Source organism: Pontibacter rufus, from assembly GCF_015694705.1.
Lineage (GTDB): Bacteria > Bacteroidota > Bacteroidia > Cytophagales > Hymenobacteraceae > Pontibacter > Pontibacter rufus.
On sequence record NZ_JADQDR010000013.1, the window covers coordinates 16921 to 37126 of the forward strand.

The 20206-nt window shown below is 49.1% G+C and carries 20 protein-coding genes; 7 read left to right on the forward strand and 13 right to left on the reverse strand.

All coding sequences use genetic code 11. The features are described 5' to 3' along the window. Positions 1-64: 64 nt before the first annotated feature. Both I2I11_RS18665 and I2I11_RS18670 read left to right on the forward strand, forming a co-directional pair. Positions 65-2044 carry a biosynthetic peptidoglycan transglycosylase gene (locus tag I2I11_RS18665; RefSeq protein WP_196269269.1) on the forward strand — a complete coding sequence of 660 codons (1980 nt, stop codon included), beginning with the start codon at positions 65-67 and terminating at the stop codon, positions 2042-2044. A gap of 225 nt (positions 2045-2269) precedes the next feature. Next, complete coding sequence (locus I2I11_RS18670; RefSeq protein ID WP_196269270.1) at positions 2270-3328, forward strand: bile acid:sodium symporter family protein; 1059 nt, start codon at positions 2270-2272, stop codon at positions 3326-3328. Positions 3329-3334: 6 nt separating this feature from the next. Here the strand turns inward: I2I11_RS18670 and I2I11_RS18675 are convergent, their stop codons facing one another. From I2I11_RS18675 to I2I11_RS18705, 7 genes are all read right to left on the reverse strand, one after another. Then, positions 3335-3673, reverse strand: a complete 339-nt coding sequence (locus I2I11_RS18675; protein WP_196269271.1) for a DUF3817 domain-containing protein — start codon at positions 3671-3673, stop codon at positions 3335-3337. Between the two features lie 122 nt (positions 3674-3795). Continuing rightward, the gene (locus I2I11_RS18680; RefSeq protein ID WP_196269272.1) at positions 3796-4914 is read right to left on the reverse strand and encodes a chorismate mutase; all 1119 of its coding nucleotides are present in this window, start codon (positions 4912-4914) and stop codon (positions 3796-3798) included. Next, positions 4904-6091, reverse strand: a complete 1188-nt coding sequence (locus tag I2I11_RS18685) for a pyridoxal phosphate-dependent aminotransferase (RefSeq protein WP_196269273.1) — start codon at positions 6089-6091, stop codon at positions 4904-4906. The genes I2I11_RS18680 and I2I11_RS18685 overlap by 11 nt, the downstream gene beginning before the upstream one ends. 128 nt (positions 6092-6219) lie before the next feature. After that, positions 6220-7113: a prephenate dehydratase gene (locus tag I2I11_RS18690; protein WP_196269274.1), complete on the reverse strand. Its 894-nt coding sequence runs from the start codon at positions 7111-7113 to the stop codon at positions 6220-6222. Positions 7114-7402: 289 nt separating this feature from the next. Next, positions 7403-8491, reverse strand: a complete 1089-nt coding sequence (locus tag I2I11_RS18695) for a chorismate mutase (RefSeq protein WP_196269275.1) — start codon at positions 8489-8491, stop codon at positions 7403-7405. Between the two features lie 250 nt (positions 8492-8741). After that, on the reverse strand, positions 8742-9701 hold the full coding sequence (locus I2I11_RS18700) for a TerC family protein (protein WP_196269276.1): 960 nt from the start codon (positions 9699-9701) through the stop codon (positions 8742-8744). A 110-nt stretch (positions 9702-9811) separates the two neighbouring features. Beyond that, positions 9812-10546: a polyprenol monophosphomannose synthase gene (locus I2I11_RS18705; RefSeq protein ID WP_196269277.1), complete on the reverse strand. Its 735-nt coding sequence runs from the start codon at positions 10544-10546 to the stop codon at positions 9812-9814. A 253-nt stretch (positions 10547-10799) separates the two neighbouring features. Here I2I11_RS18705 and I2I11_RS18710 point away from each other — a divergent pair, with 253 nt between their 5' ends. After that, positions 10800-11333 carry a D-glycero-alpha-D-manno-heptose-1,7-bisphosphate 7-phosphatase gene (locus I2I11_RS18710; protein WP_196269278.1) on the forward strand — a complete coding sequence of 178 codons (534 nt, stop codon included), beginning with the start codon at positions 10800-10802 and terminating at the stop codon, positions 11331-11333. 361 nt (positions 11334-11694) lie between these two features. Here I2I11_RS18710 and I2I11_RS18715 read toward each other — a convergent pair whose 3' ends face one another. Both I2I11_RS18715 and I2I11_RS18720 read right to left on the reverse strand, forming a co-directional pair. Next, complete coding sequence (locus tag I2I11_RS18715) at positions 11695-11859, reverse strand: hypothetical protein (protein WP_196269279.1); 165 nt, start codon at positions 11857-11859, stop codon at positions 11695-11697. A 77-nt stretch (positions 11860-11936) separates the two neighbouring features. Further along, complete coding sequence (locus tag I2I11_RS18720) at positions 11937-13346, reverse strand: type III PLP-dependent enzyme domain-containing protein (protein WP_196269280.1); 1410 nt, start codon at positions 13344-13346, stop codon at positions 11937-11939. 91 nt (positions 13347-13437) lie between these two features. On the opposite strand from I2I11_RS18720, the gene rocF reads away from it, so the two are divergent. From rocF to I2I11_RS18740, 4 genes are all read left to right on the forward strand, one after another. After that, positions 13438-14409, forward strand: coding sequence for an arginase (gene rocF / locus I2I11_RS18725; protein ID WP_196269281.1), 972 nt, complete (start codon positions 13438-13440; stop codon positions 14407-14409). Then, positions 14409-16199 (forward strand): arginine--tRNA ligase, encoded by a 1791-nt coding sequence (gene argS, locus I2I11_RS18730; RefSeq protein ID WP_196269282.1) that lies wholly within the window; start codon positions 14409-14411, stop codon positions 16197-16199. Before rocF ends, argS begins: the two co-directional genes overlap by 1 nt. A gap of 252 nt (positions 16200-16451) precedes the next feature. Continuing rightward, a complete protein-coding gene (locus I2I11_RS18735) occupies positions 16452-17090 on the forward strand; it encodes a glutathione peroxidase (protein ID WP_230680417.1) in 639 nt (212 codons plus the stop codon). Between the two features lie 21 nt (positions 17091-17111). Then, positions 17112-18044 (forward strand): 1,4-dihydroxy-2-naphthoate polyprenyltransferase, encoded by a 933-nt coding sequence (locus tag I2I11_RS18740; protein ID WP_196269283.1) that lies wholly within the window; start codon positions 17112-17114, stop codon positions 18042-18044. Positions 18045-18066: 22 nt separating this feature from the next. Here the strand turns inward: I2I11_RS18740 and I2I11_RS18745 are convergent, their stop codons facing one another. From I2I11_RS18745 to pncA, 4 genes are all read right to left on the reverse strand, one after another. Then, positions 18067-18378: a helix-turn-helix domain-containing protein gene (locus I2I11_RS18745; RefSeq protein ID WP_196269284.1), complete on the reverse strand. Its 312-nt coding sequence runs from the start codon at positions 18376-18378 to the stop codon at positions 18067-18069. Then, positions 18362-18703 carry a type II toxin-antitoxin system RelE/ParE family toxin gene (locus tag I2I11_RS18750; RefSeq protein ID WP_196269285.1) on the reverse strand — a complete coding sequence of 114 codons (342 nt, stop codon included), beginning with the start codon at positions 18701-18703 and terminating at the stop codon, positions 18362-18364. The genes I2I11_RS18745 and I2I11_RS18750 overlap by 17 nt, the downstream gene beginning before the upstream one ends. A 149-nt stretch (positions 18704-18852) precedes the next feature. Then, positions 18853-19251 carry a hypothetical protein gene (locus I2I11_RS18755; RefSeq protein WP_196269286.1) on the reverse strand — a complete coding sequence of 133 codons (399 nt, stop codon included), beginning with the start codon at positions 19249-19251 and terminating at the stop codon, positions 18853-18855. 237 nt (positions 19252-19488) lie between these two features. Further along, on the reverse strand, positions 19489-20097 hold the full coding sequence (gene pncA, locus I2I11_RS18760; RefSeq protein ID WP_196269287.1) for a bifunctional nicotinamidase/pyrazinamidase: 609 nt from the start codon (positions 20095-20097) through the stop codon (positions 19489-19491). Between the last annotated feature and the right edge of the window lie 109 nt (positions 20098-20206).

Sequence of the window (20206 nt, forward strand, 5' to 3'; positions counted from 1 at the left end):
TCCTGCTTTCTGGTATCTGAACCTTATTAATGTAAATTCGCAGCACAAAATTTTGAATCAGCGTTTGAAAAAGAAAATCCTTTGGTGGGCCGGCGGCGTGTTGGCCTTCTTTTTAGTTGTTATTGCCCTGCTCCTTATTTTCAGAAGCAGGTTACTGGACTACGCTATCCAGCGCGTAGTCGCCAAAGTGGAGGCTAAGTATCCGGCCGATCTCAACATCAAAAATGCAGATTTTGTAGACCTTAATTCTGTACTGATTACGGGCATCTCTTTTGTACCGGATAACCGCGATACGCTTTTTGTAACAGATAGTGTGTATGCCACCGTGAGTATCCGCTCTATTTTCAGGGGCAGCCTTGTATTTAAGCGCCTGGAGGTACGCGATGGTTACCTGACGGCGGTGAAGAAGGAAAATCAGAACAACTACTCTTTTCTGCTGGAAGGCAACAAGGCTGCGCCGCCAGATACAAGCTCCGGTGAAGGGCGGAACTATGGCGAGCTGCTGAACCGCCTCATCGAGACTGCTTTCGACAATGTGCCTGATTTGGTAGACTTCAACAACCTAAACGTTTCTTACCATTCCACGCACCGTACCATCGACATAAAAATGCCTTACCTGAAAATGGATGATGGCCATTTTGATACGCAATTAGCCATCCGCACGGATTCTCTGGTGAACAAACTACGCGTAACAGGTACTATCGATCCGGGTAAGTATAAGATTGCGGCCAACCTGTATGCCACGGGCCAGCAGGATATCAAGATACCTTACATTAAAGACAAGTATAATGCCGAAGTATCCTTTGATACGCTGCACCTGAGCCTGACGGATAAAACATTTAAGCAGGATAAACTGACGGTGCGTGGCCGCGGGCAGGTGAGCCACCTTGTGGTGAACCAACCGAAATTATCAGATGAGGATATTCGTGTAAAAGAAGCCGCAGTAAATTATGTTGTGACCCTGGGGCCGGACCTGTATGTGATAGACAGCCTGACCGAAGTGCGTGTAAACGAGGTGAAAGCCAATGTATACGCCGCCTATCATAATGCCGACGCCAAAATAATAGATTTGCGCGTGAAGACAGGGCAGATGCAGGGCAGTGACTTTTTTAATTCATTGCCGCAGGGCCTCTTCGAAAATCTGGAGGGTATAAAAGCCAAAGGCACGCTGCAGTATAAGATGAGCTTCCACCTGAACATGGATAGCGTGGACAGGGTGAAGTTTAACTCTGATTTAGATGCTTCCAAAGACTTTAAAATTGTGCAGTGGGGCAATACCAACATCGAGAAGATAAACGGTTCTTTTGTGCACACTGTGTATGAGTATGGCAAGCCGGTCCGCACTTTTGTAGTAGGGCCTTCTAACCCTTTTTATGCCCGCCTGAACGAGATTTCGCCTTACCTGCGCAATGCCATACTTACCGCCGAAGATGCTTTTTTCTATACCCATAAAGGTTTCCACGAAGAAGCTTTCCGGCAGGCCATTGCCAAAAATATCAAGGAAGGCGAATTTGCGCGGGGAGCCAGCACCATCTCGATGCAGCTGGTGAAGAACGTATTCCTGACGCGCAAAAAAACCGTAGCCCGTAAAGTGGAAGAAGCCATTATCGTGTGGCTGATAGAGAACCTGGATCTGGTGTCGAAAAACCGCATGTTTGAAGTATACCTCAACATCATCGAGTGGGGGCCAAACGTGTACGGCGCCAAAGATGCTTCGCGCTTTTACTTCGGCAAGCAGCCCTCAGAACTGAACCTGGCTGAAGCCATCTTCCTGACCAGCATTATCCCGAGTCCGAAAAACTACAGAGCATCTTTCGACAGCCACGGCAACCTGCGCAACTGGAAGAGCGGCTATTATCGCCTGATTGGCGGCAACATGCTGCGCCGCGGCCTTATCTCCAGAGAGGCTTACGACAACCTGTATCCTAATGTGCAGTTATACGGCCGCGCCCGCGACCTGATCGTGACCGAGCCGGACACCACCAGCATACAGGAAGACAGTATAAAGTATGAACTGGAAACAATTGACCTGCTGGATTTTTAAGCAGCATAGCAGCAGATAACACAGCAGCCCCGCAACCAAACCTGCGGGGCTGCTGTATTTTTATACTTTATTTATACCATATACTTGTTCTGATACTAAAATTGAAATAAAGAAGACGTAAGTATTTCTGAACCCGGTAGGTTTTGAAACCTACCGGGTTTGTTGCGCCACTATTTCAGCAAACCTATCATAAACAAGTCCATCTTTTAAAATCAATCTGATATAATGAGCCCGGCACAACACGAAAAAGAAGCACAAAAAGCCGTAGGACTGGTGCCACAAATAGGATCTCTGGCGGCGCGTGCCGGTTTAGACTGGTTTTTGCTGGCCCTGATAGGGATGATTGTGCTGGCCTATCTGTGGCCGCAGGTGGGCGTGGATCGGGAACCGCTGTCGCTGGGTGATGTGGCCAACTATGGCGTGTCGGTGATATTCTTCTTCTATGGCCTGCGCCTCAGCCCGGCAAAGTTAAAGGCTGGCTTGCGTACGTGGAGGCTGCATGTGGTGGTGCAACTGAGCACCTTTATACTTTTTCCGCTGCTGATATTGCCCCTGCGGAGTTTATTTACGGGTACCGAGCAGGAAGCTTTGCTCTGGCTGGGTGTATTTTATTTAGCGGCGCTGCCTTCCACAGTTTCGTCGTCGGTGGTGATGGTATCGATAGCAGGTGGCAATATTCCGGCGGCCATTTTCAACGCCAGCATTTCCAGCCTCATCGGCATTTTTATTACGCCATTGTGGATGGGCCTGTTCCTGACTGCCAGTGCCGAAGGCTTTGATATCTGGAGTGTGCTGGGCAAACTGGTTTTACAGGTTTTGCTGCCGGTGGTGCTAGGCATACTGCTACACCGCTACTGGGGAAACTTTGCAGATCGTCATAAAAAGCAGCTGCGCTACTTCGACCAGATCATCATCCTGCTTATTGTTTATACTTCGTTCTGCGAATCTTTTGCCCGCAACATGTTTGCAGCCTACAGCATAGCCGATATACTTATACTTGGAATAGGGATGGCCGGCCTGTTCTTTCTGATGTTCGGCATTATTTACGGCGTCAGCAAACTACTGGGCTTTAACCGCGAAGACAGGATTACGGCCGTTTTCTGCGGCTCCAAAAAGTCGCTGGTGCACGGCACCGTTATGTCCAAAGTGCTGTTTCCTAACCCAAGTATGGCCGGTATCATGCTGCTGCCCATTATGCTGTACCATGCTCTGCAGCTGCTTGCTGCCAGCGTTATTGCCCAAGCGCAGGCGCGCAAAGCAGGCATAGATGCTTCCGGCGAATAAGTATAATCAGGCTACTTTCTGTTTCGGGGCAGCAGGCTGGACTTCTTCCTGCTTCAGCAGTTTGGCGTCCAGTATAAACGGGCCGAATGGCAGTACGGAGGCAACCAGCGCGGCAAGCACTTTAAGTACAGACCATCGTTTTGCAATGGCTGCATTTGCCACAGCAGCCACAAACAATACAAACAGCAGGCCGTGCGCCCATCCTACGTATTTTACGGGAGCAGGCATATCGGCCATATACTTCAGGGGCATGGCAATACCCAAAAGCACCAGGTAAGAGATACCCTCCAGTATGCCAATAAGGCGCAGGCGCTTTATCGCCGCGTTAGAATTTTTCTGGTTCATAATGATAAAAATAATACGTCTGTTTAACACCACAGCATGCTGAACAGTGCTAAAGATAAGAAGCCTCCCGCTTATTTTTATGCGGGAGGCTTCGCTTATACTTGTTGCCTTAGATAGCGGGTCTATTGTACGGCTTTACTGGCAGATGGCGTTGCGGTAGTGAAAACCTCGTTCTGCACACCCAGGGAGTGCTGATGGATCGCATCATAAATCACATTTATAAAATCAGGATCTAAGCCGATCTCGCTGGCAATAGCTCTCCTGTTCTCTACTATCTGGCTCCAGCGATTCGCCTGGTAAATATCCAGCGCATGTGCCCGCTTGTACGCACCTATTCTCTTGGAAACATCAGAACGCAGGAACAGCACATTGATAAGCTCATTATCCAGGCGATCGATCAGGTCGCGCAGGTCTTGTAACTGCTCGTTATTAGCCACGAGTTCATGCTGCAAATCCAGAGAAGTAAGCAGCTTGTCGAGCACTTCCGGCGTAATTTGCTGGGCCGCATCGCTCATTGCCACATCCGGGTTGTTGTGCGTCTCAATCATCAGGCCATCTACACCTAAATGCAGTGCCTGCTGGCTTACGGTCTGCAGCAAATCGCGCCTTCCGGCAATGTGACTAGGGTCTGTAAACAGAGGCACGCCCGGCAGCATGCTGCGGATCTGCTGAATGGTTTCCCATTTCGGGTGGTTGCGGTACGGCTTGTTGTTGTGCGTGGAGAAGCCGCGGTGTATCAAACCTAAGTCCGTAATGCCGGCGCGGTTCAGGCGCTCCAGGGCGCCCACCCACAACTGTAAATCGGGGTTAACGGGGTTTTTAACCAGCACAGGTATGGATACGCCCTGCAGCGCATCTGCTACTTCCTGCACCGAAAACGGGTTTACCGTGGTGCGTGCACCTACCCAAAGTATGTCTACACCATATTCTAGCGCTTCTTCCACATGTTTGGTGTTGGCCACTTCGCAGGCTGTCAGCAATCCGGTTTCCTGTTTTACGGTTTGCAGCCATTCCAGTCCGACCCTGCCTACGCCTTCGAACAGGCCCGGACGCGTGCGCGGCTTCCAGATACCTGCCCTGAAAACAGTTACCCGCTTATCTTTTTTAAGATCGTGGGCCGTCTGGAGCATTTGTTCCTCACTTTCGGCACTGCAGGGGCCCGCGATTACAGTTGGCAGCGGACCACCGTTCAGGATGTTTGACTTGGCAGCCAGGGTAAGGTTTGCGTTATTAGCATTCATGATGTAAAGTTATAAATTGATGTTGTTTGATTCGTTTAGTAGCTTCTTCTATCTGCGGAACGGGTACGCAGAGTGATGCCCTGACATACCGCTCGCCCTGGCTTCCGAACACTTTGCCCGGCGTCAGAAAAACGCCTGCTTCATAAAGCAACTCGTCCAGGTATACTTCCACATCCAGAATATGATCCGGCACCTTGGCCCACACAAACATACCTACCGCGTCGGGCTGGTAAGTGCACTGCAGTGTGTCCAGTAACTGGTATACGAGTTGCCTGCGGCGGGCGTATTCGGCGTTGCGCTGCAGGTGCCAGTCGCTGCTGTTGTGCAGCGCCTCTGTGGCAGCATGCTGCACTGCCTGCAGCATACCCGAGTCGAGGTTGCTTTTTACAGTAAGTATGGCAGCCAGATACTCCTGCCTGCCCAGCACAGCACCCACACGCCAGCCGGCCATGTTATGCGATTTGCTGAGAGAGTTGAGTTCCAAGCAGCAGGCATCTGCATTCGGAATACTCAGAAGGCTCAGCGGCGCTGCGGCAGGCAGCACCAGGCTGTACGGATTATCGTTTACCAGCAGGAATTTATACTTGTGCGCCAACTCTGTAAGCCACTGCAAAGTTTCGGCGGTTGCCTGCGCCCCGGTAGGCATGTGCGGATAGTTTATCCACATCAGCTTTACACCCTGGCTGGCCAGTTCTTCCAGCTGGTTGCGGTCTGGTAGCCAGTTGTTTGCTTCGCTTAAAGTATAAAATACAGGTTCAGCGCCAACCAGCCGGGCAGTAGCCGCATAAGCTGGATAGCCTGGATCCGGGATCAGTACTTTATCGCCGGGATTCAGAAAGGCCATCGAAATATGAAATATACCTTCCTTAGAGCCCGTCAGCGGCAGCACCTCTGTATCAGGGTTCAGGTGTACGTGAAAGGTGGAATCATACCACTCGGCAATAGCGCGACGAAGCGTGGGCAGGGCGCTGTACGGCTGATAACCGTGCCCGGTAAGCTGTGCCGCAGAAGTAGTAAGCGCTTCAATAGTGGCAGGAGAGGGAGGCAAGTCAGGGCTGCCGATGCCCAGGTTAATGACTTTTTTACCCTGCGCATTCAGCGCACTTACTGCTGCAAGCTTTTTGGCAAAGTAGTATTCCTGCACCTGCCCCAACCGTTCGGCTTTAGGTATAATCATGATTTTTCTGAAAAAAAAGGAACAAGTATCAATACACTGGGCTTCATTATCTTATATTATTGGCAGTAAATGTCTTATACCTGTTGATGCAACATCAAAGAGATATAATTTATTCATAGTTCCAGCTATTATTTTTTCACATCAGCCAGGGCATGCTGTTTAGGCGCAGGCTGCAGCGGGTTCCTGGCGCGCCGGTACAGACCAAGCACCTGAAGCTGCCGCACCAAAGGCCGCAGTTCGTCGATTGCATCTAAAAGTTCCTGGGAGCCTGCTCCTTCCACATCAATGGCTACATGCGCACCACCGACGGATAAGGGAGCAGGAGGGAAAGGTTCTACCAGTGAAATATGCATGTCGTGCATGTGCAGTTTATCCTTTACAGCTTTCAAAGTAATATCCGCAAGCGGCAGATCCAGGAGAAGCGTGGCTTTGTTCGCTTCGGCTATTTCATCGTCGGCGGGTTTGTGCCGCGAGAGCAACAAAAAGCGCGTGTAATTGCCTTTCTGGTCTGCGATGTTTTCCCGGAGTATTTCCATACCGTAGAGTTGGGCGGCCATATGGCTTGCAATGGCTGCCACGCCGTATTGTTGCTTTTCCTTTATCAGGCGCGCGCTGTCGGCGGTGTCCGTCATTTGCTGCAGTTGCATGTGCGGATACTGCTGCAAAAAGGTGACGCACTGCAGCAGGGCCACCGGATGCGAACATACCATGGTAATATCCTGGAGCCGCTGGCCCGGCAGCGCCATCAGGTTCTGATCTACCGGTAGCCAGAGCTCTTCTAAAATGCTGAAATCATGCTGCTGCAACAAGGTGTAGTTGGTGTGTATACTGCCTGCTACTGCGTTCTCTATCGCCATTACAGCAAAATCAGCCTGTCCCGACTGCAGGGCATCGCATAGTTGCTGAAAAGTGGCGCAAGGCAGGATATCCGCCGCGTTGTGGGCTGCGAAAAGCTGCCGCGCAGCCATGTCGTGGAAAGAGGCCGGACCGCCCTGAATCGCTATGTTGATTTTTGTTGCCATATGTAAACAAAAAGCCCCGCTTGGGGCGGGGCTTGTAAGTGAAAGCTTTTTATCGTTATCAGAACGCAATAGCCTTACTTCTGGAGCCCCTGGTGGGTACCAAAAAAGTAAAAGCTAAAGTAATATGCGTTGAAAAGTGTCATTTTGTTGTTATGAGCTCCAAACTTAGGAAAGCGATCCGAGATATCCAAAATATTTTATAAAAAAATAATTTAAGAGTATGTTTAATTTTCGTTTTTGCAGCGCAATGAGCGAATTTTAAACATACTCTTAATACCATATCCTGTCCCTATGCCTGATACAGATAGGTCTGGGCATAGTGCTTGCGTACTTCCTGGAAAACAGTCTGCACAAAGTCTTTGTTAACTCCTGCATTGCTGGCCTGCAGCAGCAGGCTGTCCAGCACCAAATCCCAGTGTACTACCTGCGGCGCTTCTGTTATGCTGTGTCTGGGTATGTTCCCCATCCTGGCCGACACTTTGCTGCGGCGTGAAAGCAGATCCAGTAACTCATCGTCAAGGTGCTCTATCTGCTTGCGTAGTTCCTCCATTTCTACACCCAGCCTGGCTGCTTCAGGATCTATACTTTTATAGTTCAGCGACTGCAGCAACATATCCAGTTCCTGGGGCATAAGTTGCTGGCCGGCATCGCTCAGCGCCGTGGCGGGGTTATGATGTGCTTCCAGCATCAATCCATCGTAGCCCAGGTCAATTGCCCGCTGGCTTACCGGGCGCAACAGGCTTCTGCGGCCGGCAATATGGCTGGCATCGCAGTAAACGGGCAAATCAGGATGTGTGTTTTTTAATTCCACCACGTGGTCCCACTTCGGATGGTTGCGGTAAGGAGCATTGTCGAGCGTAGAAAAGCCGCGGTGCATGGCGCCCAAATCCGAAATGCCACACTGCTGCAGGCGCTCCAGAGCGCCGAGCCAGAGCAATAAATCCGGGTTTACGGGGTTCTTCACCAGCACGGGTATATCCACGCCTTTTAATGCATCAGCAATTTCCTGCACCAGAAAGGGGTTAACCGTAGTATGAGCACCAATAATCAGGACATCAACCCCGTGTTTCAGCGCTTCGGCCACATGGCTGGTGCCCGCTACTTCGCAGGCGGTGCGCAGCCCTGTTTCCTGCTTTACTGTTTTGAGCCAATCCAGGGCCGCTGTGCCCATACCCTGGAAGCTACCCGGGCGGGTACGCGGCTTCCAGATGCCGGCCCTGAAAATAGAAACACCCTGCAGCTTTTTCAGACCGCGGGCTGTCTGGAGCATTTGCTCCTCACTTTCGGCGCTGCACGGCCCCGCTATCACAACAGGATGCGTGGTTCTGGCAAGCAATCCATCGCGCTTGCCAAGCTTTAGGATAGGTGATGTGTACATGGTTGTTATATCAGAATTGTAAATGCCTTAAAACAAAGAAGCCCCGCACATGGGCGGGGCTTCTTTGGTATCTTATATGCTTTTATATTTAGCGCAATAGTTTACCACCGGAGCCCCGTGAGAGGACCTTTAGATTTTTGGCAAACATAATAGCGCAGGTGAAAATCATTTCTTCTTAATTATTCAGCAATTAAAACTAAAATTTTTCAGATAAACAAATTTTTGAGGAAAAATTTACACATTTCACGTCTTATTGATCTTCTTCCGCATGCGGCGGCTTCGGACGATCCTCTTCTTTTTTAGGGAACAGCAGCGAAGCAACAACAGAAAGAGCAAGTATACCGCCTACGGCAAGCAGCGCAAACCGCATATCAATATGGTAAAACTCGCTGATGAGCAGCTTGACGCCGATGAATACAAGTATAAGCGAAAGGCCGTAGTGCAGATAATGAAACAGCTGCATAATACCCGCCAGGGCAAAGTATAGCGCCCGCAGCCCCAGCAACGCAAACACGTTGGACGTGTAAACGATAAAAGGATCTTTGGAGATGGCCAGGATAGCCGGGATGGAGTCGGCCGCAAAAACAACATCAGTGCTCTCTACCATCAGCAGCACCAGAAACAGCGGCGTAGCTAACAACTTGCCGTTTTCTCTGACAAAGAACTTGCCGCCGGCCGGTTTTTTGGTCATCCGCAGGTGTTTGCTGGCCCAGTTTACCAAGGGGTTGCTTTCCGGATCCACCTCCTGGCCTTGCGAAAAGGCCATTTTTATACCCGTATAAATTAGAAAAGCGCCCAGGATATAGATGATAAACTGGAACTTGGCAATCAGCGCCACACCTACCAGGATGAACAGGCCGCGCAGCACCAGCGCCCCGATAACGCCCCAGAACAGCACCTCGTGCTGGTATTTTTGCGGTACTTTAAAGAAGTTGAAAATCAGGATAAAGACAAACAGGTTATCAACGCTCAGCGATTTTTCGATCAGGTAAGCCGTCAGGAACTCCAGGGCAGCATCTTTTCCTTCCCAGTAGTAAATCAGCACGTTAAAACCCAGAGAGAGCACAATCCAGAAAAGACTGGTAAGCAGGGCCTCTTTTATTTTTACCTCGTGCTTGTTGCGGTGGAGTACAAACAAATCCAGCCACAGCAGCAGGAGTACGAATAGATTAAAAGCAATCCAGAAGATGATATTATTGTCGTCGTTCATTCGGAAGATGCTTGGTGCAAAGCTTGGTGTATACGTGGGTAGAACGTAAAATTAGTGCTGATCAGGACAAATAGAAAGTATAAGTTGCTCTTTATACTGAAAGCAGGTGCTTAGTAGCGGTCGAAATGGCGGAAAAAGCTGCTTACTTTCATCCTGAGCACGCCCAGCACCGCTTCCTTAAAAATGCCCGACGACATCTTGGATTCGCCCCTGGTTCTGTCTGTAAAGATAATCGGCACTTCTTTTATCCGGAAGCCATACTTGTAAGCCAGAAACTTCATTTCGATCTGAAAGGCGTAACCCACAAAATCTATTTTGTTGAGCTGGATGGTCTGGAGCACTTTGCGGCGGTAGCATTTAAAACCCGCGGTGGTGTCCTCGATGGGCATGCCCGTAATCAGCTTTACATAAGCGCTGGCGAAGTACGACATCAGCACGCGGCTCATCGGCCAGTTTACCACGTTTACACCCTGAATGTAGCGGCTGCCAATGGCCATGTCGTACCCTTCCACGGCGCAGGCCTGGTAAAGGCGGATCAGGTCGTCTGGGTTGTGCGAGAAGTCGGCGTCCATCTCGAAGATGTATTCGTAGACGTGACGCAGCGCATACTTAAAGCCGTGGATATAGGCCGTGCCCAGGCCCAGCTTGCCGGCGCGTGTTTCCAGGTGCAGCCGTCCCGGAAATTCCGGTTGCAGGGCACGCACCATATCAGCGGTACCATCCGGGGAGCCATCATCCACGATAAGTATCTCGAACGGGTGCGCCAGCGCCATCACCTTGCGTATTATAGCCTCTATGTTTTCCCGCTCGTTATAGGTCGGGATGATGACCAGCGCGTCTTTCATGTCTCAAATATAGGCAATCAGCTATTGCAGGCATGATCTAGCTTCAAATTAATTTTCGTTTGGCGTTGGTGGTTGTGCGTTGATTGTTGTCTGGTGGTTGCATTAGCTGTATACTTTCCTTCTTCTTGATTATACAGCTAATTATTAGCTTCAATCATTTAAAATTGTACAGCCTGTTTGTGCTCCTGCCACTGGAGTTTATATTGTTCCAACGTATAAATTTATACCTTAGCGCCTCAACCAATAAAACCCGATGCAAAAGCAAAAGTGTGTTTTCCTGGATCGCGACGGGGTGCTGAACCGCGAACTTGGCGACTATGCCTACAGATTAGATCATTTTGAAGTGCTGCCCCGCGTGCCCGAAGCGCTGGCGCTGCTGAAACAGCAAGGCTTTTTGCTGATAGTGATTACGAACCAGAGCGGCATTGCCAAAGGCATATTCCAGCGCGAGGATATGGAAGCCTGCCACCGCAAACTGCAGGACACCTGTAACCACCTGATAGACGATTTTTATTTCGCGCCCGGCCATCAGACTATTTCCGCCTCGCTCTCGCGTAAGCCTGACAGCCTGATGCTGGAGAAAGCCATTGCCAAGTATAACATCGACCCTGACCAGTCGTGGATGGTAGGCGACGTGCCGCGCGATATAGCAGCGGGCCTGAAAGCCGGTGTGCGTACCATTATGGTAGGCGGCCGCCACCGGCCAGCTGACGCGCATACCCTGGAAGCGGAAGACTTATGGGAAGCAGCGCAACTTATACTGGCAGACACAAAAAAACCGGCCTGAGCCGGTTTTTATAATAGTCATTCAGAAATCTCTCTTGCTGAAGCTCATCTTGCAGGGAGAAACAAAAGCGTGTTATGGCTGGTGCGAGCTTGCAGCTCGTACCAGGTTGCCTGCTCTTTAGCTTACTGAACCGTATGCCTTTACTGCTTTTGGATACTTCCTTACAAGCTGATCTTAAAGCCGTTTACCGCTGTCCGCGGGCTTCAGAAGTACGAGGTACAAATTGCAAGCTCGCACCAGCATCAAAAGTACTTGTATTCAATCTAAGGCTTCTTTTTTCCTATAAGGTTAGCCTTAAACATGGAGGCGCAGGGGAACTCTTACCCAATCCCAACGAAAAACTTTCGCCTGTTTATTATACTTAGCTGTTCGCGCGATCCGCTGTTTTATCTGTTGCAACAGCAGCCGAAACAGTTGTTTTCGTCTGTTTGTCAGGCTTGGCGTAGCTGTAAGCCGGGCAATATGTTTTGCAGGAGGCCATTCCTAAAGCCAGGCAAACAACTCCTAAAAAAAATACTTTCTTCATGATGGTAAACAGTTAGGGGAATTAGGTATCAAAAATACGCTAATTACTTGAAAAGCAAAAACAAACGGCTTAAAATCTTAACGCTCGCCTGGCTGCGTTTCGTACCCCAGTATCCGCATCATCGACTCACTGGATTGCTCCGGCGCAAACTGCCATGTTTTTAGCTGTCCGTCTGCCGCTCTGTCTACCAGAATGTGTTTCGGGGCCGGGATCAGGCAGTGCTTGATGCCGCCATACCCGCTCAGCGATTCCTGGTAAGCGCCCGTGTGGAAAAAGCCAATGTATAGTGGCTCTTTTTTCGGGTACTTCGGCAAAAACACCTGAAACGAGTGCATCTCCGAGTTATAGTAATCCTGGCTGTCGCACGTCATGCCGCCAATCTGTACCTTGCGGTATTCCTTGTTCCAGTGATTTACTGCCAGCAGGGGCCAGCGTTGGTTTAGCGCCCAGGCATCCGGCAGGTTTGTAATAAAAGAGCCATCGATCATGTACCACAGCTCTTTGTCATTCTGCAGCTTTTCGTCCAGTATAGAGTAAATAGTCGCGCCGCTCTCGCCAACGGTAAAAATGCCGAACTCGGTAAAAATGTTTGGCTCCGGCACGCCTTCTTCATTGCAGATGCGCTTGATGGTGCGCAGAATTTCCTGCGTCATATACTGGTAATCGTAATCTGCCTGGATAGACGTTTTAATCGGGAAACCGCCGCCAATATCAATCGAATCCAGTTCGGGGCAAACCTTCTTCAGTTCGGCATACTTGTGCACAAACCGGCTCAACTCCGACCAATAGTAGGAAGTATCTTTTATACCGGAGTTGATGAAGTAGTGCAGCATTTTAAGCTCAAACTTCGGATCATCCTTTATCTGTTTTTCGTATAGCTCTATCACATCGCCGTATCGCACACCAAGGCGCGACGTATAGAACTCGAATTTAGGCTCTTCATCGGAGGCAACCCGGATGCCGACCTTGGTTTTTTCGGTTACGTGCTCCTTGTAGTAGTCAATCTCGCCCAGGTGATCCAATATAGGCATGCAGTTCCGGAAACCATCGTTAATTAGTTCCGAAATCCATTGGCGGTATAGTTCGCGCTTAAAACCGTTACAGATGATATAGGTATCCTTTGTCAGTTTCCCCCTTTTATGCAATGCCCGGATAATCGGAATGTCGTAAGAAGAAGAGGTTTCGATATGAATGTCGTTTTTAAGCGCTTCCTCCAGCACAAAAGAAAACTGGCTGGACTTGGTGCAGTAGCAGTAAGTATAAGTGCCCTTGTAGTCCAGGTTTTCCATGCCCTGCTTAAAAAACTGTTTGGCCCGCTGAATCTGCGAACTGATTTTAGGCAGGTAGGTGAGCTTCAGCGGGGTGCCGTATTCCCGGATAATGTCCATTAGCGGAATACCATTAAACTGCAGCTCGTTATTTTCTACTGTAAACTCTTCTGTCGGAAAATCAAATGTCTGGTGGATGAGGTCCGTGTATTTATCCATTTATGGTTGCGGGATTATCTGGGTTAGGAATTAAGAAAACATGCAATATTGTTTGTATTTTACCATCTTTGCAAAACTTTGTTCGAAAACTATGAAAAAAGTGAAACTGATAGAAGTGCGGTCTGAGCTGGGCGCCGGCACGCGTGGCGCCAGCATGGGCATCGACGCGCTGCGGGTAGCTTGCTGGGACAAAGGCTCTGATTATTTCAGGCGCTTTAACTCTGTCAGCGTACCCGACCTCAACTATACTTTATTCGACAAAGACGTGTTCCCGAATGCGCACCGCATCGACAGCATCCTGACCGTGCAGAAAAACATCAGCAACACTGTGGAACAAACTATTCACATGGATATGTTCCCGCTGGTGCTCTCCGGCGATCATTCCAACGCGCATGGCACCATTGCCGGCATCAAAGCCGCCTATCCGGATAAAACGCTGGGCGTGATCTGGATTGATGCCCACGCCGATATTCACTCGCCTTATACTTCACCGTCGGGCAACGTACACGGCATGCCGCTGGCCATGGCCCTCAACCTCGATAATCTGGATAGGCAGATAAATGATCCGGCGCCGGAAACAGCCTTTTTCTGGAGCTCGCTCAAGAAGCTGGGTTTTCCGGGTCCGAAACTAAAGCCTGAACACCTGGTATACATGGTGGTGCGCGACACCGAGGAGCCGGAAGACTACCTGATAAACAAACTCGGCATCAAAAACTATACTTACAACGAGCTGTCGGCTAAAGGCGTGGAGCAGGTAGCCGAGGAGGCCCTGGAACGCCTGCGCGGCTGCGATATGATTTACGTGTCGTTTGATGTGGACAGCCTCGATTCCAAGTTCTCCAAAGGCACCGGCACGCCGGTAGAAATTGGCCTGACCGTGGAAGAAGCGAAAGCGCTTTGCCATTACCTGCTGCAGGACGAACGCGTAGTATGTTATGAAATGACCGAAATCAACCCGACATTAGATACCGAAAACACGATGGCCGAAAATGCCTTTGATATTCTGGAGGCAGCCACCGGGGCAATTTTACACCGAGAAGCGAAAAGCAAGATTCTACATTAATGCAACTTCAACAGACCATCAGCCAACGCATCAGCGAGGCACTACAGTCCATATTCCAGATTGCTGTTGATGCCGATCAGGTAGCACTGCAGCCCACCCGTAAGGAATTTGCGGGTTCCTTTACGTTCGTTACTTTTCCTTATACCAAACAAGCGGGCAAAGGGCCGGAGCAAATCGGGCAGGCATTGGGCGAATATCTAAAAGAAAATGCTGCCGAAATAAAGGGTTTTAACGTGGTGAAAGGTTTTCTGAACCTGGAAGTGGAGGAAGCTGAATGGCTGCGCCTGTTTCGGGAGATGATGCAGCAGCCCGGTTACGGCCAGGCCGAAGCCAGCGGCAGAAACGTGATGGTAGAGTATTCGTCGCCTAACACCAATAAGCCACTGCATCTGGGCCACCTGCGCAATAACTTTCTGGGGTATTCGGTGTCCGAGATCCTGAAAGCCAACGGCCACAACGTGCTGAAAGCTAATCTGGTGAACGATCGCGGCATTCATATTTGTAAATCGATGCTGGCTTACGAGAAGTTCGGCAACGGCGAAACACCCCAGAGCAGCGGCCTGAAAGGCGACCACCTGGTAGGCAAATATTATGTGCAGTTCGACAAAGCCTATAAAGAGCAGATAGAAGAACTCGCAGCGCAGGGTGTGGACAAGGAAGAGGCTAAAAAGAAAGCGCCGCTGATGCTGGAAGCGCAGGACATGCTGAAAAAGTGGGAAGAAGGCGATCCGGCTGTAGTCAATCTCTGGAAACAGATGAACAGCTGGGTGTACGCCGGCTTTGATGAAACATACCGTAACATCGGCGTTGATTTCGACAAATTTTACTACGAGTCGGGCACCTACATGCTGGGCAAGGAACTGGTAGAGGAAGGCCTGCAGAAAGAAGTATTTTTCAGGAAAGACGATGGTTCCGTTTGGGTAGATCTGACAGACGAAGGCCTGGATGAAAAACTGCTGTTGCGCGCCGATGGCACCTCTGTATACATTACGCAGGACCTCGGCACTGCGCAGCTCAAGTATAACGATTTCCCGTACGACGAGTCGCTGTACGTGGTGGCTGATGAGCAGAATTACCACTTCCAGGTGCTGAAGGCGGTGCTCAAAAAGCTGGGCAAACCTTACGCTGAAGGTATTTACCACCTGTCGTACGGCATGGTGGATTTACCGTCGGGCAAAATGAAGTCAAGGGAAGGAACCGTAGTGGACGCCGACGAGCTGGTGCTGGAAATGGAGGACACGGCACGCCAGCAAACTGAGGAACTGGGCAAAATAGAAGGCTTTACACCAGAGCAGGCGCGCGAGCTGTACCATACTTTGGCGATGGGCGCACTCAAATACTTCCTGCTGAAAGTGGACCCGAAAAAGCGGATGCTCTTCAATCCGCAGGAATCTATTGATTTCCGGGGCAACACCGGCCCTTTTGTGCAGTACAGCCATGCCCGTATTTCAGCCATACTCCGCAAAGCCGCTGAGATGGGAATACAGGTGGAAGCGGCCTCTTTTGATGATTTTAAGAACCTGCACGAAACGGAACAGGAGGTAATTGCGCAGCTGGTAAATTATCCGGCGGTGATAGCGGAAGCCGGCAAACTGTATGCACCCTCCGTTATTGCAAATTATGCGTATGATCTAGCAAAAGCTTACAACCGCTTTTACCAGGAAGTATCCATTTTTAACGAAACTGACGAGCAGGCACGCCGCTTCCGTATTGCCTTATCGGCGATGGTGGCGCGGCTGCTGCGCCACAGCATGCGCCTGCTGGGTATAAATGTGCCGGATCGTATGTAGAGAAGCCGATGGAAGTAAAGACAGTAATTTTATACTTCCGATACGTGACTCTGATGTCTGTTTTCGGAATAATTTATACTTGCAGATACCCTGCACCAGGGTATCTGCAAGTATAAGTATAGCTTCCTGCTGACAACACCAGGCAATGGCAACTGGCGAAACGGAAGCAAACAAAATATATAATCTAATTTCAAAACAAAAGCGGGTACACATCGCTTATCATTCTGAACCTCAAATTATACCTGAATAACCATGGCGAAAACATTTACCTTCGTAAAAATAGTGGCGCTCGCAGGCTTGCTGGGCAGTGCGGTCTCCTGCAACCAACCTTCTGCCAACAGCACCACATCAACTACTCCGATGACTATGGCAACAGATAACGAAAGTATGGCAACAGACAACACAACCAACGCTAACGTACAGTCCAGCGATTTCTATGATTTCACAATGACATCGCTGGACGGCGAAGAAATTGATTTCTCAAAGTATAAAGGCAAAAAGGTACTGCTGGTGAACACGGCCTCTGAATGCGGCTTTACGCCCCAGTACAAAGACCTGCAGGAACTCCAGGAAAAGCATGGCGACGACGTGGTGATACTTGGTTTTCCGGCCAACAACTTTGGCGGGCAGGAGCCGGGCTCAAATAAAGAAATTGCTACCTTCTGCGAGAAGAACTATGGCGTTGAATTTCAGATGTTTGAAAAAATATCAGTAAAAGGCGACGACAAGGCCCCGCTGTATGCATGGCTGCAGCAAAACGCGCCCAACCACGAAGAACCTAGCTGGAACTTCTGCAAATACCTGGTAGATGAAAAAGGCAGGGTTGTGGCTTTTTATCCTTCCAAAGTAAACCCGATGGGAGAGGAGATTCTGGCAGCTATATCGAAGTAGAATTATTTACGATTTCCCAAATTGAACAACACAGAACAAGTTACCGCAAATCCAGGTCCGGCAAAGGCCTGGATTTCGGCTTTTAGGCCGCGTACGCTGCCACTCGCTTTGTCGTGCATTGGTATGGGCGGTTTTATGGCTGCCGCTAACGGTGTTTTCAACGGCACTGTCGTTGCCCTTTGTGTGCTCACCACGCTGTTCCTGCAAATCCTCTCAAACCTGGCCAACGACTACGGTGATTCCAAACACGGGGCCGACAGTGCACACCGCGAAGGGCCGATGCGGGCGGTGCAGGCCGGCTACATTACAGCCGCTCAGATGAAAAAAGGAATAGCTGTTCTGACATTGCTGTCACTGGCATCGGGGCTGTTGCTGCTGTGGGTAGCTTTTGGCTCAGAAGGGATGCTGCTGTTCCTGCTTTTCCTGGCGCTTGGCCTGGTGGCTATTTGGGCAGCCGTTAATTACACGGCGGGCAACAACCCCTACGGCTATGCCGGCTTGGGCGATATTTCGGTGTTCCTCTTCTTTGGGTTGGTAGGTGTGCTGGGAACGTATTTTTTGCAGGCGCAGGCACTGGAGCCGGTAGTTATACTTCCTGCGCTGGTCTGCGGCTTTTTCGCTACAGCCGTGCTCAATGTCAACAACATCCGCGATATTAAGTCTGATATACTGGCCGGCAAGCGCTCGCTGCCGGTGCGCATGGGCCCAAAACGTGCGCGCCTCTATCACCTGTTCCTGCTGCTTGGCGGCGTAAGTTGCGCCTTTTTGTATGTGCTGCTTAACTTTTACAGCTGGTGGCAGTTTCTGTTTGTGCTAGCGCTGCCGCTGGTGGTTGTAAACGGCATGAATGTATGGCGCAAACAGACCTCTAGGGAATTAGACCCTTATTTAAAGCAAATGGCGCTCACTACGCTGCTGTTTGTGCTGCTGTTTGGGCTGGGGCAGGTGCTGTAAGCTTGCGGAGTAGTAATTCTTTTTAGAGCTCAATGGAGATTTTTACTTTCCCGCCCAAGCCTTTTTCGACTATGTCAAATAAGGTTTTAAGAGTAAGATTACTTCCATCATTCTCGACTCTGGATATGTAAGTTCTTTTCTTATCAATGATTTCACCTAATTCCTGCTGAGTCAGGTGCCTGGCTTCACGGGCTTTTTTTAATTCAAGTCCAATTTTAAAGGATTCGAACTCTCTTTCAAGGTTATCGCGTCTTTCCGTTCCCTTAACGCCGTATACTCTGTTCTTGATGTCGGCCCAGGAACTAACTTCTAGTTGTTTATTTTTTTCCTTCATAATATTCAGCCATTAATTGTAGTGCCTTTTCAATCTCTTTCTTTGGTGTTTTTTGTGTTTTTTTCTGAAAGCCATTAAGCAAGATGACTAATCTGCCATCATCGAAAAAACAAAACACCCGCCAAATGTTAGAAGCAAGTTGTACGCGTGCTTCATAAAGTCCGTCTGTGCCTGCCAGGTGCTTCAGGTAATTTTGAGGCACTCGCTCAAGTGTTTCTATCGCTTCCAAAATCTTGAAGATCTTGTCCTGCACCTTTGTCGGTTGCTGCTTCAGGAAATCTTCAAAGTAATTTTTATAGGCGATGATTTCTCTGATTCTCTCCATCTGCTGTATTTTCAACAGTAAATGTAACTTAAAAGTTACTATAAACTATAAAAAAGCTCTATGATTTCTTATCATCTGTAAAGGCCTCGTGCATGAGGCGTGCGTGGCATTGGCGTGGCTTATGCACAAGGTTAAGCGAGGTAATGCTTCTAGTCGTGTATTTTTAAAAAGATAAGCTTATTTTCAAAGTTTTGTAAGTCTATGGCTCTGCTAACTGTTTGGTTATTTTGAATAACAGTAACCCGAATCTCTGATTGAGGAGGATTTGTTTCAATACAACCAAAGCAAGAGTCAGTTACCTGCAAATTGGGGCATGAATCAACTTGCTCTATAAGTTTCTCAAAACTTTTTTCCTGCCCATTAAATTGGCCTTGTGCATTGAGTAAATTGTTTATTCCTACACTTACATCATCCTCATCATTTGCTATAAGTGCATCCGTCAGTTTGGAACAGATAATTGTCTTGTCGAACGAATCTTCGTATTCTGAATTACAACTTAAAAACAGAACAGGGATTGTTAAAAAAATTAAAGGGAATAACTTTTTCATGGTTTACTTAATCTGTTTATACCTATATGAGCATTTTGATTATGAATAGGTTGCAGTTGAATTTAAAGATTCTCCAGATTTACCATCAAAATTAATTCTTTTATCAGGCCTAACTACCTGCTAGCAGGAATTACTCCATTTAAGTTACCCAATTCAGAAGTATAAACTGAACAATTATCATATTCAGTGAGCTTTATACTCAGCGGGACCAGCAAGCAGCTATTCACCAGCTAAACCTTAAAGTATACTACTGCTTTGCACCACCTGGCCGCCCATACTTACAACATCCGCCTTGGCTTTCTCGAACCCATCCTGCGAAATCGGGCGACTGGCATCCTCAATCAGAAACGTATCAAAACCTTCCAGCAAAGCATCTTTGGCCGAAAAGTATACGCAATAGTCTCCGGCCAGACCGGCTATGTATACCTGTTGCACCTGTCTGCCCCGCAGGTAATCGGCCAGGCCGGTAGACTTCAGATGTCCGTTGTCATAAAAGCCACTGTAGGAGTCTATCTCGGGGTTCATACCTTTCCGAAAGATGGCTTCTACTTTATTCATGTGCAGCGATTCCGCAAAGTTTGCTCCTTCAGAATGCTGCACACAATGGTCGGGCCAGAGCACTTGCTCCAGGCCCTGCAACGCTGTTACCTCAAAAGGCTGCTTGCCGGGATGATTGGAGGCAAAGCTTTTATGATTTTGCGGGTGCCAGTCCTGCGTAGCCACTACCAGATCTAAATGTGGCTGTAAGTTGTTGAGGACAGGTATAACCTGGTCGCCGGCAGGTACAGCCAGCGAACCGCCGGGCAGAAAATCGTTCTGAATGTCAATTAGCAGTAAAGCTCTCATATGGTAAGTATAAAATTCAACGCCAAAAGCAGTGTAAGTATAACCAGTACTGTTATAAAACAGCAGTAGAGACGCAAAATGTTGCGTCTCTACCATTTCCTTGCGACAG

Bases quoted from the DNA above. Each gene is read 5' to 3' on its own strand.
- I2I11_RS18670 (WP_196269270.1), top strand. From the start codon at position 2,270: ATGAGCCCGGCACAACACGAAAAAGAAGCACAAAAAGCCGTAGGACTG.
- I2I11_RS18675 (WP_196269271.1), bottom strand. From the start codon at position 3,673: ATGAACCAGAAAAATTCTAACGCGGCGATAAAGCGCCTGCGCCTTATT.
- I2I11_RS18680 (WP_196269272.1), bottom strand. From the start codon at position 4,914: ATGAATGCTAATAACGCAAACCTTACCCTGGCTGCCAAGTCAAACATC.
- I2I11_RS18685 (WP_196269273.1), bottom strand. From the start codon at position 6,091: ATGATTATACCTAAAGCCGAACGGTTGGGGCAGGTGCAGGAATACTAC.
- I2I11_RS18690 (WP_196269274.1), bottom strand. From the start codon at position 7,113: ATGGCAACAAAAATCAACATAGCGATTCAGGGCGGTCCGGCCTCTTTC.
- I2I11_RS18695 (WP_196269275.1), bottom strand. From the start codon at position 8,491: ATGTACACATCACCTATCCTAAAGCTTGGCAAGCGCGATGGATTGCTT.
- I2I11_RS18700 (WP_196269276.1), bottom strand. From the start codon at position 9,701: ATGAACGACGACAATAATATCATCTTCTGGATTGCTTTTAATCTATTC.
- I2I11_RS18705 (WP_196269277.1), bottom strand. From the start codon at position 10,546: ATGAAAGACGCGCTGGTCATCATCCCGACCTATAACGAGCGGGAAAAC.
- I2I11_RS18710 (WP_196269278.1), top strand. From the start codon at position 10,800: ATGCAAAAGCAAAAGTGTGTTTTCCTGGATCGCGACGGGGTGCTGAAC.
- I2I11_RS18715 (WP_196269279.1), bottom strand. From the start codon at position 11,859: ATGAAGAAAGTATTTTTTTTAGGAGTTGTTTGCCTGGCTTTAGGAATG.
- I2I11_RS18720 (WP_196269280.1), bottom strand. From the start codon at position 13,346: ATGGATAAATACACGGACCTCATCCACCAGACATTTGATTTTCCGACA.
- rocF (WP_196269281.1), top strand. From the start codon at position 13,438: ATGAAAAAAGTGAAACTGATAGAAGTGCGGTCTGAGCTGGGCGCCGGC.
- argS (WP_196269282.1), top strand. From the start codon at position 14,409: ATGCAACTTCAACAGACCATCAGCCAACGCATCAGCGAGGCACTACAG.
- I2I11_RS18735 (WP_230680417.1), top strand. From the start codon at position 16,452: ATGGCGAAAACATTTACCTTCGTAAAAATAGTGGCGCTCGCAGGCTTG.
- I2I11_RS18745 (WP_196269284.1), bottom strand. From the start codon at position 18,378: ATGAAGGAAAAAAATAAACAACTAGAAGTTAGTTCCTGGGCCGACATC.
- I2I11_RS18750 (WP_196269285.1), bottom strand. From the start codon at position 18,703: ATGGAGAGAATCAGAGAAATCATCGCCTATAAAAATTACTTTGAAGAT.
- I2I11_RS18755 (WP_196269286.1), bottom strand. From the start codon at position 19,251: ATGAAAAAGTTATTCCCTTTAATTTTTTTAACAATCCCTGTTCTGTTT.
- pncA (WP_196269287.1), bottom strand. From the start codon at position 20,097: ATGAGAGCTTTACTGCTAATTGACATTCAGAACGATTTTCTGCCCGGC.